Source organism: Pseudomonas sp. LLC-1, from assembly GCF_002992185.1.
GTDB lineage: Bacteria > Pseudomonadota > Gammaproteobacteria > Pseudomonadales > Pseudomonadaceae > Aquipseudomonas > Aquipseudomonas monteilii.
In genome coordinates, this window is the sequence record NZ_LUVY01000021.1 from 36733 (window position 1) to 52209 (window position 15477).

Annotated in this window: 9 protein-coding genes; 8 read left to right on the forward strand and 1 reads right to left on the reverse strand. The window is 55.5% G+C overall.

Going from position 1 to position 15477, the window contains the following annotated elements:
- Nucleotides 1-56: 56 nt before the first annotated feature.
- Nucleotides 57-2891: an excinuclease ABC subunit UvrA gene (gene uvrA / locus A0O30_RS23525; RefSeq protein WP_177410305.1), complete on the reverse strand. Its 2835-nt coding sequence runs from the start codon at nt 2889-2891 to the stop codon at nt 57-59.
- A gap of 129 nt (nt 2892-3020) precedes the next feature.
- Here uvrA and A0O30_RS23530 point away from each other — a divergent pair, with 129 nt between their 5' ends.
- From A0O30_RS23530 to A0O30_RS23565, 8 genes are all read left to right on the forward strand, one after another.
- On the forward strand, nt 3021-4415 hold the full coding sequence (locus A0O30_RS23530) for an MFS transporter (RefSeq protein ID WP_105948218.1): 1395 nt from the start codon (nt 3021-3023) through the stop codon (nt 4413-4415).
- Between the two features lie 9 nt (nt 4416-4424).
- A complete protein-coding gene (locus A0O30_RS23535; protein WP_105948219.1) occupies nt 4425-4970 on the forward strand; it encodes a single-stranded DNA-binding protein in 546 nt (181 codons plus the stop codon).
- A gap of 143 nt (nt 4971-5113) precedes the next feature.
- Entirely contained in the window at nt 5114-5506 is a 393-nt protein-coding gene (locus tag A0O30_RS23540) for a hypothetical protein (RefSeq protein ID WP_105948220.1), read from the forward strand.
- 524 nt (nt 5507-6030) lie between these two features.
- The gene (locus A0O30_RS23545) at nt 6031-6210 is read left to right on the forward strand and encodes a CopG family transcriptional regulator (RefSeq protein ID WP_105948221.1); all 180 of its coding nucleotides are present in this window, start codon (nt 6031-6033) and stop codon (nt 6208-6210) included.
- A complete protein-coding gene (locus A0O30_RS23550) occupies nt 6210-9032 on the forward strand; it encodes an SNF2-related protein (RefSeq protein WP_105948222.1) in 2823 nt (940 codons plus the stop codon). The genes A0O30_RS23545 and A0O30_RS23550 overlap by 1 nt, the downstream gene beginning before the upstream one ends.
- A complete protein-coding gene (locus A0O30_RS23555) occupies nt 9029-10321 on the forward strand; it encodes an ATP-binding protein (protein ID WP_105948223.1) in 1293 nt (430 codons plus the stop codon). The genes A0O30_RS23550 and A0O30_RS23555 overlap by 4 nt, the downstream gene beginning before the upstream one ends.
- Nucleotides 10314-12110, forward strand: a complete 1797-nt coding sequence (locus tag A0O30_RS23560) for a site-specific DNA-methyltransferase (RefSeq protein ID WP_158261462.1) — start codon at nt 10314-10316, stop codon at nt 12108-12110. Before A0O30_RS23555 ends, A0O30_RS23560 begins: the two co-directional genes overlap by 8 nt.
- Before the next feature lie 11 nt (nt 12111-12121).
- Nucleotides 12122-14899: a DEAD/DEAH box helicase gene (locus A0O30_RS23565; protein WP_105948225.1), complete on the forward strand. Its 2778-nt coding sequence runs from the start codon at nt 12122-12124 to the stop codon at nt 14897-14899.
- Nucleotides 14900-15477 lie beyond the last annotated feature (578 nt).

The window sequence follows — 15477 nt, forward strand, 5'->3', positions numbered from 1 at the left end:
TCAAGAAAAAGCCCCTGGCACCAACGGCACCAGGGGCTTTTTCATTGCAGCGGTACTCAGGCCCGGTCCCGCTCCAGCAGCGGTTTCAGGTAATGCCCGGTATACGACTGCTTCATCTCGCTCAGCTCTTCCGGCGTACCGCAGGCAATGATCTGCCCCCCTTTGGAACCACCCTCCGGGCCGAGGTCCACCAGCCAGTCAGCAGTCTTGATCACATCCAGGTTGTGCTCGATCACCACCACGGTATTGCCGTGGTCGCGAAGGCGATGCAGCACGTCCAGCAACTGCTGGATATCGGCAAAGTGCAGGCCTGTGGTTGGCTCATCCAGGATATACAGGGTTTTGCCGGTATCGCGCTTGGACAACTCGCGGGACAGCTTCACCCGCTGCGCCTCACCACCAGACAAGGTGGTCGCCGACTGGCCCAGCTTGATGTACGACAGGCCTACATCCATCAATGTTTGCAGCTTGCGCGCCAGCGCTGGCACCGCGTCGAAGAATTCGCGGGCATCCTCGATGGTCATTTCCAGCACCTCGTGGATGTTCTTGCCCTTGTACTTGATCTCCAGCGTTTCGCGGTTGTAGCGCTTGCTCTTGCACACGTCGCACGGCACGTAGATGTCTGGCAGGAAGTGCATTTCGACCTTGATCAGGCCATCGCCTTGGCAGGCCTCGCAACGGCCACCCTTGACGTTGAACGAGAAACGTCCCGGGCCATAGCCCCGTGAGCGCGACTCCGGCACCCCGGAGAACAGCTCGCGGATAGGGGTGAAAATACCGGTGTACGTTGCCGGGTTCGAGCGCGGAGTGCGGCCGATCGGGCTCTGGTCGATATCCACCACTTTGTCCAGGTGCTGCAGGCCATCCATGCTGCTGTGCGGTGCGGCTTCCAGGCTGCTTGCGCCATTGAGGGCCGTAGCGGCCAAGGGGAACAGGGTGTTGTTGATCAGCGTCGATTTGCCCGAGCCGGATACCCCGGTCACGCAGGTCAGCAGGCCGATGGGGACTTCGAGGTCGACGTTCTGCAGGTTGTTGCCACGCGCACCTTTGAGCTTGAGTTGCAGCTTCTTGTTGCGCGGGGTGCGCTTGGCTGGCACGACGATCTTCTTGCGCCCGGACAAGTACTTGCCGGTTAACGAGTCAGGGTGGTCCATGACCTCCTGTGGCGAGCCCTCGGCGACGATCTGGCCACCATGCACACCGGCTCCTGGGCCGATATCGACCACGTAGTCGGCCAAGCGAATGGCGTCCTCGTCGTGTTCCACCACAATGACCGTATTGCCCAAATCGCGCAGGTGGTTGAGGGTGGCCAGCAGGCGGTCGTTGTCGCGTTGATGAAGGCCGATGGACGGTTCATCGAGGATGTACATCACCCCGACCAGGCCGGCGCCAATCTGGCTGGCCAGGCGGATACGCTGCGCCTCACCACCGGACAGGGTGTCGGCGCTACGGTCGAGGGTGAGGTAGTCGAGGCCGACGTTGACCAGGAACTGCAAGCGCTCGCAGATTTCCTTGAGGATCTTGGCGGCAATCTCGCCACGGCGGCCAGTCAGGGTCAGCTCGCCGAAGTAGTTGCTGGCTTCACCGATCGGCAGGTTGGTGACCGCCGGCAGCGTTTTTTCGCCCACCCACACATGGCGCGCTTCACGGCGCAGGCGAGTGCCACGGCAATCCGGGCAGGGCTGGGTGCCGAGGAACTTGGCCAGCTCTTCGCGTACGGTGGCCGACTCGGTCTCGCGGTAGCGGCGTTCCAGGTTCGGCACGATGCCTTCGAACGGGTGCGAGCGCTTGACGATATCGCCACGGTCGTTCAAGTACTTGAAGTCGATGCTTTGCTTGCCACTGCCCTGCAGGATCACCTTCTGGTGTTCTGCCGAGAGCTCGCCGAAGGGTTCTTCCAGGCTGAAGCCATAATGCGCGGCCAACGAGCCGAGCATCTGGAAGTAGTACACGTTGCGTCGGTCCCAGCCGCGGATCGCGCCTTCGGCCAGGGTGAGTTCGGTATTGACCAGGCGTTTGGTGTCGAAGAACTGCTTCACCCCCAGGCCATCGCAGGTCGGGCAGGCGCCAGCCGGGTTGTTGAAGGAAAACAGCTTGGGTTCGAGCTCGCTGATGGCATGGCCGCACACCGGGCAGGCGAAGCGGGCGGAGAAGATCATCTCTTCGCCTGGCTCGTCGTCCATCGGTGCTACCAGAGCGATCCCGTCGGCCAGCTTCAGTGCGGTCTCGAACGATTCAGCGAGGCGTTGCTGCAGGTCGGCGCGCACTTTGAAGCGGTCTACCACCACATCGATGCTGTGCTTTTTCTGTTTGTCCAGTTTGGGCAGTTCGTCCAGCTCGTAGAGCTTGCCGTTGACCCGGGCGCGTACGAACCCCTGGGCGCGCAGCTCGTCAAACACGGCCAGGTGCTCACCCTTGCGCTCGCGTACCACCGGCGCCAGCAGCATCAGCTTGCTGCCTTCCGGGCGCTCCAGCACCAGGTCGACCATCTGGCTGATCGTTTGCGCCTCCAGCGGGATATCGTGGTCCGGGCAGCGTGGCGTACCCACGCGGGCATAAAGCAGGCGCAGGTAGTCGTAGATTTCAGTGATGGTGCCGACCGTGGAGCGTGGGTTGTGCGAGGTCGACTTCTGCTCGATGGAAATGGCCGGTGAGAGGCCTTCGATGGTATCGACGTCGGGCTTTTCCATCATCGACAGGAACTGCCGGGCGTAGGCCGACAGCGATTCCACGTAGCGGCGCTGGCCTTCGGCGTAGAGGGTGTCGAACGCCAGGGACGACTTGCCGGAACCGGACAGGCCGGTGATCACGATCAGCTTGTCCCGGGGCAGGGTCAGGTCGATGTTCTTCAGGTTGTGGGTACGTGCCCCACGAATCAGGATCTTGTCCACTGCGGCCTCGCTTGGCGGGCATAAACAAGGAAGTATACGGCGCGCCAGTATGACGCGGCAAAGCGTCGCGTAGATGCCGTCACGCTGTCGGACTGGTAGAATCGCCGCCGGTTCACACGAGGTTAATCCATGCACGACACCCACAACGAGCGCATGAGTGGCGGCGAAACCCGCGCCGCTGGCGGCCTTGCCCTGGTCTTTGCCTTTCGTATGCTGGGCATGTTCATGGTCTTGCCGGTACTGGCTACCTACGGCATGGACCTGGCCGGTGCCACCCCTGCGCTGATCGGCCTGGCCATCGGAGCCTATGGCCTGACCCAGGCGGTATTGCAGATCCCGTTCGGGATGATTTCCGACCGCATCGGCCGCCGGCCGGTGATTTACCTGGGGCTGGTGATCTTCGCCCTGGGCAGTGTACTGGCGGCCCAGGCCGACTCCATCTGGGGCGTGATCGCCGGGCGTGTTTTGCAGGGTGCCGGTGCGATTTCTGCCGCCGTCATGGCGCTGTTGTCCGACCTCACCCGCGAGCAACACCGGACCAAGGCCATGGCCATGATCGGCATGAGTATCGGCCTGTCGTTTGCCGTCGCCATGGTCGTCGGCCCCTTGCTGACAAGTGCCTTTGGCTTGTCAGGATTGTTCCTGACCACGGCAGGGCTCGCCTTGGTAGGCATCCTGCTGATTGCCTTTGTCGTGCCCAACACGCATAGCATCCTGCAGCACCGCGAATCGGGCGTGGCGCGCCAGGCACTCGGCCCAACCCTGCGTCATCCGGACCTTCTGCGCCTGGACATAAGCATCTTCGTCCTCCATGCCATTCTCATGGCCAGCTTCGTCGCGCTGCCGCTGGCCTTCGTCGAGCGCGGTGGGCTGCCCAAGGAGCAGCACTGGTGGGTGTACCTGACCGCGCTGTTCATCTCATTTTTTGCAATGGTCCCGTTCATCATCTACGGCGAAAAAAAGCGCAAGATGAAACGCGTGTTGGCCGGCGCTGTCAGTGTCCTGCTGCTGACAGAGATATACTTCTGGGAGTGGGCTGACGGTTTGCGCGGACTGGTGATTGGCACCGTGGTATTCTTTACCGCATTCAACCTGCTGGAGGCATCGCTGCCTTCGCTGGTGAGCAAGGTGTCGCCTGCCGGTGGCAAGGGGACGGCGATGGGGGTCTACTCCACCAGCCAGTTCCTTGGTGCGGCGCTGGGCGGCATCCTCGGTGGCTGGTTGTTCCAGCACGGTGGGCTGGACACGGTGTTCCTCGGTTGCGCGGTGCTGTGTGCCATCTGGCTGGTCGTCGCCCTGCGCATGAACGAGCCGCCTTATGTGACCAGTCTGCGCATGCCGCTGACGCCTGAGGCAGTCCGGGAAGCCGGCCTGACCGAGCGCCTGATGGCCGTGCCGGGTGTGACCGACGCTGTGGTGGTGGCTGAAGAAGCCGCTATCTATATCAAACTGGATACGAAAATTTTGGACCGTGCGACCCTCGAGCGACTGGTGAACCCAGCCTCTTCGGCGTGCGAAGCCTAGGAGAACGTTATGGCCCGTGGGGTTAACAAAGTCATTCTGGTCGGCACCTGTGGCCAGGATCCCGAAGTCCGCTACCTGCCCAACGGTAACGCCGTGACCAACCTGAGCCTGGCTACCAGCGAGCAGTGGACCGACAAGCAGTCGGGTCAGAAGGTAGAGCGTACCGAGTGGCACCGTGTGTCGCTGTTCGGCAAGGTTGCCGAGATCGCCGGCGAGTACCTGCGCAAAGGTTCGCAGTGCTACATCGAAGGCAAGCTGCAGACCCGTGAGTGGGAAAAAGACGGTATCAAGCGCTACACCACCGAGATCATTGTCGACATCAACGGCACCATGCAGCTGCTGGGTGGCCGTCCGCAGGGCCAGCAGCAGGGCGGCGACCCGTACAACCAGGGTGGCGGCAACTACAACCAAGGCGGCCAGCCGCAACAGTACAACCAGGCTCCGCGTCAACAGGCCCAACGTCCGCAACAGGCCCCTCAGCGCCCGGCGCCGCAGCAGCCAGCGCCACAGCCAGCGGCTGACTTTGACAGCTTTGATGACGATATTCCGTTCTAGGAGTTACCTTAGACTTTCTTGTAAAGTTTAGGCTTAGAACCCCCGCACTGCGGGGGTTTTGTCGTTTTAGGGTCGTTAAAAAATTCTTGACCTCATTTTGTTAGTCTCCTACCTAGAATTTACGTAATGAATTCGAGGTGGGTATGCAGCTTTCAATTCGACGGTTCACGAGCAGCACAGGAGAGCGTTTCGCCGTTCTGGTCGATGACCTGGGGATGCCGCTGTACTACCCAACGTTGTACGTTACCTGTGTTCTGCGGGGCGGTGGCCTGGCGGTCAATACAATCATCAACTCCCTCACCGCAATCAAAGCCCTCTACGCATGGCAGGCTTATCAAGGCTTCGAGGTGGAGTCGCGCTTCGAGCGAAGCGAACTGCTGTTGACGCACGAGATCCACCCCCTACGTGACTTTCTGCAAATTCCGCTGATTCCTGCACAGCAGCTCGCGACCAACGTACGCGCCCTCAAGCAGGAGGTTCGGGTCGTAGGTTCTGACAGTCAGTTTTGCGGATGTCGGTCATCGCGGACTATCTAAAGTTTCTTGCCGAAAGGCTACACCCGCGAGCTGGAACAAGCAGCGCGGCCATCGATAAGATGGTTAAAGCCATCAAAGAGAACAGGCCTAGGTGTTCAGTCCCAGCGAGTAGGGCTGGGCGAGGTCTCAAATCCTTCAGCTACCAGCTCGTGCCGATACGCAGGCGTCGATGCCCTGCGTCGTAACTGTCACACCAGGTATACCGATCATAAGGTCGTGCACTCAGTTACCTTCACAAGGCCCAAGGCGCTCAATTCAGGCGCGTGATCAACCCTGCGCCTCAACCCCGGATTCTCGACCGGACGTTCCTCTACACAACGGAATCCAGGGCCAAGCGCAGGTCATTATGGGTGGCGACACCAAGGCTGTGCGAGACGCTACTAAGCTCCCACGCATAGCATTTTCGAGAGACCTGATTCACCCAATCGGATCCTCATTGACTCCAAAAATCAGAATGTCAAACAAGAAAACTGACTCATAAGGATGTAAAGTGATGCAGTTCCCCTCGTGATGACCCAAAAACTATGAAATCTTCACGCACCACAATTTCTTTGACGCCCGAACAACTTGAGCAACTGCAAGCATTGGCTGACCAGCATGGCTTGTCGCTAGCGTGGGTAGTTCGTCAGGCCATCAGTGAGTTTCTTGCTCGCTTGGAACAGCCTGCCAATTTCAACCCGCTTGCTCCGCGCAAGGAGGGCTGATGTACACCGATCATCAGCGTGCTTATATGGCTCATTGGTTGGCGCTGTCTCGACCCGATGAGCAGGCTTTGACCAAGACTATTGCCAGCGCGAGGGTTGATATGAACCCTCATCAGGTGGACGCTGCGCTTTTCGCCCTGAAATCGCCATTGTCTAAGGGGGTGATCCTGGCGGATGAGGTTGGTCTCGGTAAGACCATTGAGGCAAGTCTTGTTCTGGCGCAGAAGTGGGCCGAACAGCGCTGTCGCTTATTGTTGATCGTGCCAGCGACACTGCGTAAGCAGTGGCAACAGGAGCTTTTCGATAAATTTGCGCTGCCGTCGAAGATTCTGGAAGCCAAAGATTTCAACGAGGCCAAAAAGGCCGGCATCAGTAACCCTTTCGACAGGGAAATAGCTGGGGAGCCGGCTATCGTCATCTGCTCGTACGAGTTCGCTGCCCGTAAGGAGCCCGAACTGGCTCGTGTACCTTGGGATTTAGTGGTGTTCGACGAAGCGCATCGCTTGCGCAACATTTACAAGAACGATGGGGCAAAGATTGCCAAGGCTTTGAATGATGCCTTGCTCGGTTGTCCAAAGGTGCTTTTGTCGGCCACCCCTCTGCAGAACAGCCTTCTGGAGCTCTATGGTTTGGTCTCGGTCGTGGATCCGCATTTCTTCGGCGACTTGCAATCCTTCAAAGCCCGGTATGGCCGGCCACGAGTAGATGATGCCGAGCTTGAGTTGTTGCGTCATCGCTTGCAGAGCATCTGCAAACGTACGCTGCGACGCCAGGTGCAGGAGGAAGGCGGTATCAACTTTACCCGCCGCTATTCGATGACCTCGACCTACGAGCCCAAGCCCAGTGAGACTAAGCTGTATGAGCTTGTATCTGAATACCTGCAGGACGAGCAGACCCTAGCCATCAAGCCGCAGGCCCGGCATCTGGTGACACTGGTTGTCCGCAAGATTCTCGCCTCTTCGTCCCATGCACTGCGTGGCACATTGCAGCGCATGATCGAAAGGCTGGAACAGAAAGCCTCTCTGGCTGAAGCGCTTGCCGACTATGAAGAGCTTGGTGACCTTTCCGACGCCACAGGCACTGAAGACGAGGACTTCATTGACCTTGATGCACTGCAGTCTGAAGTCGACAGGCTTAAAAGCTTTCTGGCTCTAGCGGACAGCATAACCAGCAACGCGAAATGCGATGAGCTATTGACTGTATTAGAGAATGCCTTCGACTTTGCCCAACGTTTGGGGGGGCAAAGGAAAGCCGTGATTTTCACGGAGTCGGTTCGTACCCAGGCTTGGCTGCTTGAGCAGCTAACGCTTGCAGGCTATGGCGGGCGTGTCGTGCTGCTCAATGGCACCAATAACGATCAAGACTCTCTGGCGACTTTGCAGGCCTGGCAGCAGCGGCACGCTGGTTCGTCTCGCATTTCCGGTTCTCGCACTGCTGATATGAAAGCTGCGCTGGTAGAGCGTTTTCGGGATCAGGCCATGATCATGATTTGCACTGAGGCAGGGGCCGAAGGTATCAACCTGCAATTTTGCTCGTTGCTGATCAACTACGACTTACCCTGGAACCCCCAGCGCGTCGAGCAGCGCATCGGACGCGTGCACCGCTACGGGCAGAAGCATGACGTCGTGGTGGTGAACTTCATCAATGGTGCGAATAAAGCCGATGTGCGTGTCTTTGAGTTATTGAGCAAGAAATTCAATTTGTTCGAGGGCGTTTTCGGAGCGTCCGATGAGATACTTGGGGCCATTGAGTCTGGGGTGGATATCGAGCAGCGTATCCATGCTATTTACCAGGAGTGCCGTAGCGACGCTGAGATTGAACGCGAGTTTGACCAGTTACAGGAGCAATTGCAGGCGCAGATTGAGAGCCGTAACCAAGATGCGCGTCGTTCCTTGCTGGAGCACTTTGACGTTGACGTGATCAAGCGCCTGAACATGCGCCGTGAGCAGACGGAGAATGCTCTCGACCAGTACCAACAGCATCTCCTGCTGCTTGCTCGTATGAGTTTGCCAGAAGCGAACTTTCAGGGGCAAAGGTTCGAGCTGGACGGGCAATGGTACGACCCGGACTGGCAATCTGTGGAGCAGACTGACAGTCAGTTTCTGCAAGCCAACGATGGCTTGGGCAAGCAACTTATCGAACAAGCTATCTCCAGCGATACGACCAGTACTGCTGAAATCGTATTTCGTTATGCACCAGCGGACAATGGCCAGTATTCCAACCTATTGGATCTGCTGAACCAGTCAGGCGAACTGGTGGTTGAGAAACTTTTGTTCAACACGCCCAAGCAGCAATACCAACATTTGTTGCTCTGCGGTCTAACGGATAAGCAACAACCGCTGGATGAGCGTACTTGCGAGCGTCTGTTGAGGTTGTGGGGTAACAAGCAGGAGGGGGAGCCGGCTATTCATCATGCACAGGATCTAGAAGCTCACCTTGAGGTCTTGCGCGCTGGCTATTTAAGCGAAGCGGAAGCCCGTAATGAGCGTTTTTTTGAAGAGGAAACCGAAAAACTCGAACGTTGGGCAGAGGACAAGCGCATCGGTCTGGATATTCGCGGAAAACAACTCGATCAGGAAATCAAGGATGCGCGCAAAGCCGTGCGCCAGCTGGAAACCTTGCAAGAGAAAATGAGTGCCAAGAGGGCACTGAAGAAGCTTGAGCGAGAGCGTGATGACCTGATGCTTGCGTACCACGAAGAGAAGAAGAGAATCGAACAGGAAGAGGATCGTTTGCTGGAAGGTATTGAGGAAAACCTAGAGATCAGCATCAGCCATGAGCGATTATTCACTCTGCGCTGGCGCTTGGAGGCGAGCGTATGATCAACACCACGGAGCTGGTGCGCGAACTGATCTATCAGATCCGCTTGGGGGAAGATTCTGCCTACGAGTTCAAGGCGATAACCTTGCGTGGCGACAAGGTCAACGACCCTCATCGCAATAGCATGGCCGACGAGTTGGCGGCCTTCGCCAATGCCAGCGGTGGCATTTTGGTACTTGGCGTAAATGACAGAACGCGAGAGGTCGAAGGCATTGCGCATAATGATCTGGATACCGTCGAGCTATGGCTGACCAATATTGTCAGTCAATTGGTCGAGCCCGCCATTGCCATCGAAACCCGACTGGTGGAGATCCCTGATAATCACGGACAGGCGAGACCACTGGTTTGGGTACGGGTGCAGAAAAGCCTGTTCGTCCACCGCAGCCCTGGTGGTTACTGTCACCGCGTGGGATCAAGTAAGCGCGACATGCCACCGGAGCTATTGGCCAGGTTGTTCCAGCAGCGCAGTATGGCTCGGCTGATTCGCTTCGATGAGCAGCTGGTGCCGGGCACTAGTCGTGAAAATATTGCAGCAGAGCTCAAGGCGCGTTTCGTGCGTGGCGACCTTCCCGAAACCATGCAGCTCAAAAAACTTAACCTAATGCGTGAAGATGAAAGCCAGAACTTGCACCTTACGGTGACAGGGGTGCTTCTGTTGACTCGCCGACCTAGCGACATTCTCTCTTCGGCCTATGTGCAATGCGTCGCTTATTCCAGTAGTGAGCGCAATGCTGAATACCAAATCGACGCTCAAGATTGCGACGGTCCTGTGGATGAGCAGATTCAGCAGGCATTCAACTTCGTCCGCCGTAGCATGCGCGTCGAAGCGGTTAAGCGTCCGGGCCGTATCGATATTCCGCAGTATGACCTAGGCGCCGTCTACGAAGCCTTGGTTAACGCTGTGGCTCATCGTGATTACTCGATTTATGGCGCGCGTATCCGCGTTCATCTGTTCTCTGATCGCCTGGAAATCAGCACGCCCGGCGGACTGCCCGACAGTCTGACCGTGGACAGCATGGATGCCAACAGTATTAGCCGTAACGAGACTCTAGTGAACTTGCTGAGCCGCTACTACCCGGCAGATCCAAGCACGCGCCGACAGAACATGATCGAGCGGCGTGGTGAGGGTGTACCCACCATTATCTCTGCCAGTGAGCGCCTGTCGTTGCGCCGCCCTAATTATGAACAGACCGACCACACTGAGCTGAAACTGACTATTTTTGCTGCCAGCCGTGAACGTAATGGCCTGCTGGCGCACTTTGCTGAAGACGAAGAAAGCACTGATGACTGACAAACCCAAACTTGAACTGAACTGGATCGGCAAAGAAAACCGCCCGCGTCTCGAACCGCGCATCTTGATTGAGGACACGACCCTATCGTACCAGGCTCATGCTCCGATACCCGCCCAAGGCGACCTGCTGGCGGATACGCCCAACCAGGCCTACCACGATAACCTGCTGATCCAGGGCGACAACCTGCTGGCTCTCAAGGCGCTGGAAGCAAAATATGCCGGTAAGGTTAAATGCATTTATGTAGATCCACCCTATAACACTGGCCAGATGTTCATAAATTACGATGATGGTATCGAGCACTCTGAGTGGTTGACCCGTTTTAGAGATAGGGTCGCGTTACTTCGCGAGCTTCTAACTGGGGATGGTGTTTTCTTCTGTCAGCTGAACGATGATGAATGTGCCTATGCAAAGGTGTTGCTAGATGAGGTTTTTGGTAGAGGTAATTTCCTTAACCAGATCAGCGCTAAAATGAAGCAAACATCGGGCGCCAGTGGAGGTGGTGAAGATAAGAGGCTGAAAAAAAATATTGAACATATTCTTGTCTATTCAAAAGACAAGAATATGTTTTCGAAGTTTAATGACGTGTATGATGAGGCCGAGCTCTTTGAAGTCATAGCGGAAATGCGTGATGAGGGTAAAAGCTGGAAATACACTCGCGCGATTACCTCATTTGGGACGCGTGTCTATCAGAAAACAATTTATGATGGCTCAGGAGAAGAAATAAAGATTTTCGCTCATGAGGATGTTGAGATTAAAACCATCAAAGAGCTTATGCAGGAGGATGGGCTTACTGAGGAGGAAGTGTATTTTAAATATTTCGACCGCATATTCCGAGATACTAACGCTCAAAGTTCTATTCGGGCTAGAGTAATGGAGGCTACGGAGGGGTTTGGTGACTTTGTAAGTATTGAATACACTCCGAGGTCTGGCCGCTCGAAAGGTAAGGTTACAGCCTTGTACTATAAGGGGGGTAATAGGGATCTTCTGGCTTGGCTTTCCGATATTTCAGAGAAGAAAGGAAAAAAGCTTATTAAGAAGGAAAAAGCAGGCACTTTTTGGGAAGGTTTTCCATTGAATAACCTAACCAAAGAAGGCGGCGTACTATTTCCTAACGGGAAAAAGCCTGAAGCACTGATAAAGAAAATTTTAGACCTGGCGACCGCGCCCGGTGACCTCGTCCTCGACTCCTTTGGTGGTTCCGGTACCACGGGGGCTGTCGCCCACAAGATGGGGCGTCGCTGGATCATGGTTGAATTGGGCGAGCACTGCCATACCCATATCGTACCCCGCCTGAAAAAGGTGATCGACGGAACCGACCAAGGCGGGATCAGTAAGGCGGTCGATTGGCAGGGCGGCGGCGGTTTCCGCTATTTGCGCATAGCGCCTTCGCTGCTGAAGAAGGATCAGTGGGGCAACTGGGTCATCAACCCAACCTACAACGCAGAGATGCTTGCCGAGGCCATGTGCAAGCACATGGGCTTCGAGTATGCCCCGAGCCAGATTCATTTCTGGGAACACGGGCGCAGCAGCGAGAGAGATTTTATCTACGTGACTACAGGTAGTCTGAGCCATGATCAGTTGCGCCGTATTGGTGACGAGGTGGGTAGTGAACGTACCTTGCTGATCTGTTGCAAGGCGTTTATGGCAGATGTCGATGTATTCCCTAACTTAACGCTGAAAAAAATTCCACATGCGATCTTGGGCAAGTGCGAGTGGGATCAGGACGATTATAGTTTTAGCATCAATCTAACTGCCGGGCCGGATGAGCTTGTACTCGAAGATGAATAAGGATGTTATTTATGGCTGAGCCAATCAATGGGCGGAGAGTAGCTAATCAGATCACCGCACGACTTTCGCTGCGCAAGCCACAACGGGAATCGTTGGATATTCTGGTCGAGCTTCTCGACCAATTACCGCTGGGCAAAGAACCTGACATGCAGCATTGGCTGCAGGTGATCCGTAGCCATTATTCGAGTATGCAGGCGTTCGAGCGCGCCTTCCCGTCACTGTGCTTTGCCTTGGCCACTGGCGTGGGCAAAACGCGCTTGATGGGGGCAATGGTCGCTTGGCTGTTCATCACCGGGCGCAGCCGCCACTTTTTAATCCTGGCGCCAAATTTGACGATTTATGAAAAGCTGAAAAAAGACTTCAGATTTGGTGAGCCAAAATATGTATTCACCGGGATTCCCGAGATGGCTGGCACGCCACCTGTGATTATTACGGGGGATGATTACGAAGACGGACGGGGCGTACGGTTAGACTATGCGGTTCCCAAACCATTGACAATGCAGGGTGACATGCTGAATGTGGAAGGTGCGCTGCATATCAATATCTTCAATATCGCCAAGATCAATGCTCGTGATAATAAAAAGGGTGCGACGAAGTCGGCGACTGCCAAAGTACGCCGTCTGCAGGAGTATTTAGGCGAATCATATTTCGACTATCTGGCTGGTCTGCCTGATCTGGTCGTGCTGATGGATGAGGCGCATCGGTACTACGCCGATGCGGGCGCGAAGGCGATCGATGATCTCAAGCCTGTGCTCGGTCTGGAGCTCACGGCAACGCCAAAAACCACCGGCGTCAAACCCAGACCGTTCAGTAATGTGGTGTATCACTATCCGCTTTCTAAGGCACTTCAAGATGGCTATGTAAAAATCCCTGCCGTCGGAACCCGCCGGGATTTTAATAGCGATCAATATTCTCCAGATGTTCTCGAATCCATCAAGCTGGAGGATGGCATCCATCACCACGAATTCGTCAAGGTCGAGTTGGAGAACTACGCACGCAACTATGGCGTCAAGACAATCAAGCCGTTCATGTTAGTGGTGGCACAAGACACAGCCCATGCCTCGTCGATTCGTGGCCTGATTCAGTCGAAAAAATTCTTCGGTGGGCGCTATCGGGATCGAGTTATCGAAGTGCATTCCAACCTCTCGGGCTCAGAATCGGATGAATCTACCGAACGGCTGTTGGCGGTGGAGCATGACGAAAACACCGAGATTGTGATCCACGTCAACAAGCTCAAGGAAGGTTGGGACGTCACCAACCTGTACACCATTGTGCCGCTGCGTGCTTCGGCTTCAGAGATTCTCACCGAGCAGACCCTTGGTCGTGGTTTGCGCCTGCCCTATGGCAAGCGTACCGGTGTGGTGGCGGTCGATCGCTTGTGTATCGTCGCCCATGATCGCTTTCAAGAAATTGTTGACCGAGCCAATCTTGATGATTCGCTGATACATGAAAAAGTGTATATCGGTGGCGAGAGCGAAGCGGATGTCCCGCAGAAAAAGCCTCAGCTATTGCCGTCGTCACCGATAACTGCGCGTATTTCGGATGAGTCTTCAGCTTCGCCTGCTGCAGAGATTCAGGGCCGGTATCAGGTTCAAGTGAAGAATGCCGAAGAGGCCAGAGTGGTTGCCATTACCCTTGAAGCCCTACACGAGGAGGCACGCAAGCTCGGCACTAGCCTTGAGTTGCAGAGCCGGGAAACCCAGCAGCGCCTAGTCAAGCGTGTTCAGCGTGTACTGGAGAACCAGTTGCCTGTTCAACCACAACTGAGTGGCCTGCAGGACATCGAGCTGCAGACCGCTGGCGAGTTGCAAGCACTGGTGCTCAAGGTTACGGAGAAAATTGTTGCCCTGACCATTGATGTGCCGCGCATTGCAGTGTTGCCAACACGAGAGGTCAATTATCATTTCGAGGATTTCGATCTGGTGGGGCTAGAGAAAGTTCGCTTCGAGCCCGTGGCCAAAGAAATTCTTCTGCACCACCTGGAGAGCAACCAGAGCGCTACTATTCTTTGGGATCGGCAGGAGGCCACCGAGGCCCGATTCGAGGATTATCTAGTACGTCATTTGTTTGCTCGGGACGAGGTGGATTACGATCAGTATGCTGGCCTGCTTTACAAGCTGGCGGCGCAGATGATCACTCATCTGAAGGGCTATCTCAGCAATACCGATGCCGTGGAAAATGTGCTGCTCTACTGGCAAAAGCAGCTGAGTGATTTCATCTGGGCCCAGATGCAGGCCCATGTGCGTACTACTCCGACGGATTACAGAGGCAAGGTTACTCAGGGTTTCGATGTCCTCAAACCTGCGGCGTATACTTTACCTGCCGGTGATAGTCCACGATATTTCCGAACACCGATTACCGAAAAGCGCTTGGTTCGGCAGATGGTCTTCGAGGGTTTTCAGCGCTGCTGCTATCCCTACCAGAAGTTCGATTCAGTGGATGGAGAGTGGCGGTTAGCGCAAATCCTTGAGGACGATCCGCAGGTGATTAGATGGATGAAACCAGCACCTGGTCAGTTCCGAATTGAGTATCAGAATGGACAGAACTACGAGCCTGATTTTATTGTAGAAACTCAAGATGATTATCTAATGATCGAACCAAAACGCGCTGATCAGATAGATCTAGTTGACACTCAGAACAAGGCCCGTGCGGCTGAGCGCTGGTGCGGCTATGCTAACGAGCATGCAAAAATTAATGGGGGGAAGTGTTGGGTGTATTTGTTGGTGCCGGATGACCAAGTTAGACTCGGCAACAGCCTTACATGGCTTAGGAACTCTTTTACCTATTGATTGGTATTGGTGGCCATTGATTCTGTAAGCGAGGTTGCTGAGCTAGGTCACTGTCACTGCGCAGCCTATCGACCGTTTCCAGCGTTCTTTGCAGGTCAGCCCGAGCAGCCTCTTGCTTTTGGCTAAAGCAGCGGAGGCAAGGCAGATCCTCGCTTATTTCAGTGGTAGAAATTGCGCTCCCTAGGGTCTGGATGAAAAGTCTTGAGACGAAGGTCAGGCAAGGCGAAAACAGCCGAGGAAGCGGAGTTTACGGATTGTAAATGAGCATTCCGAGGCTGTTTTCAACGCAGCATCACCGAGTATCAAGGCTTTTCGTACAGAGCCTAGAGGCTTTGATTAGTGAAGGGATCGTTGTGCTACCGATCCTCACGAGCGATGCACTGGGTGTTGGGGAGGGAGCAAAGCGGACTGACGAGATGAGGTCTAGGGTGCGAGCGTGCCAAGGACAGGGTATGACGAAAGCTGAGGCAGTGCTTTACCTTAAAATCTCCAGGACGACGGTTGGTGGATAATGCGAATAGACAAGAAGGCGAAACGTCTCTTTGCGCTCAATTCCGACGAGCGGTGCCTCGCTTGGG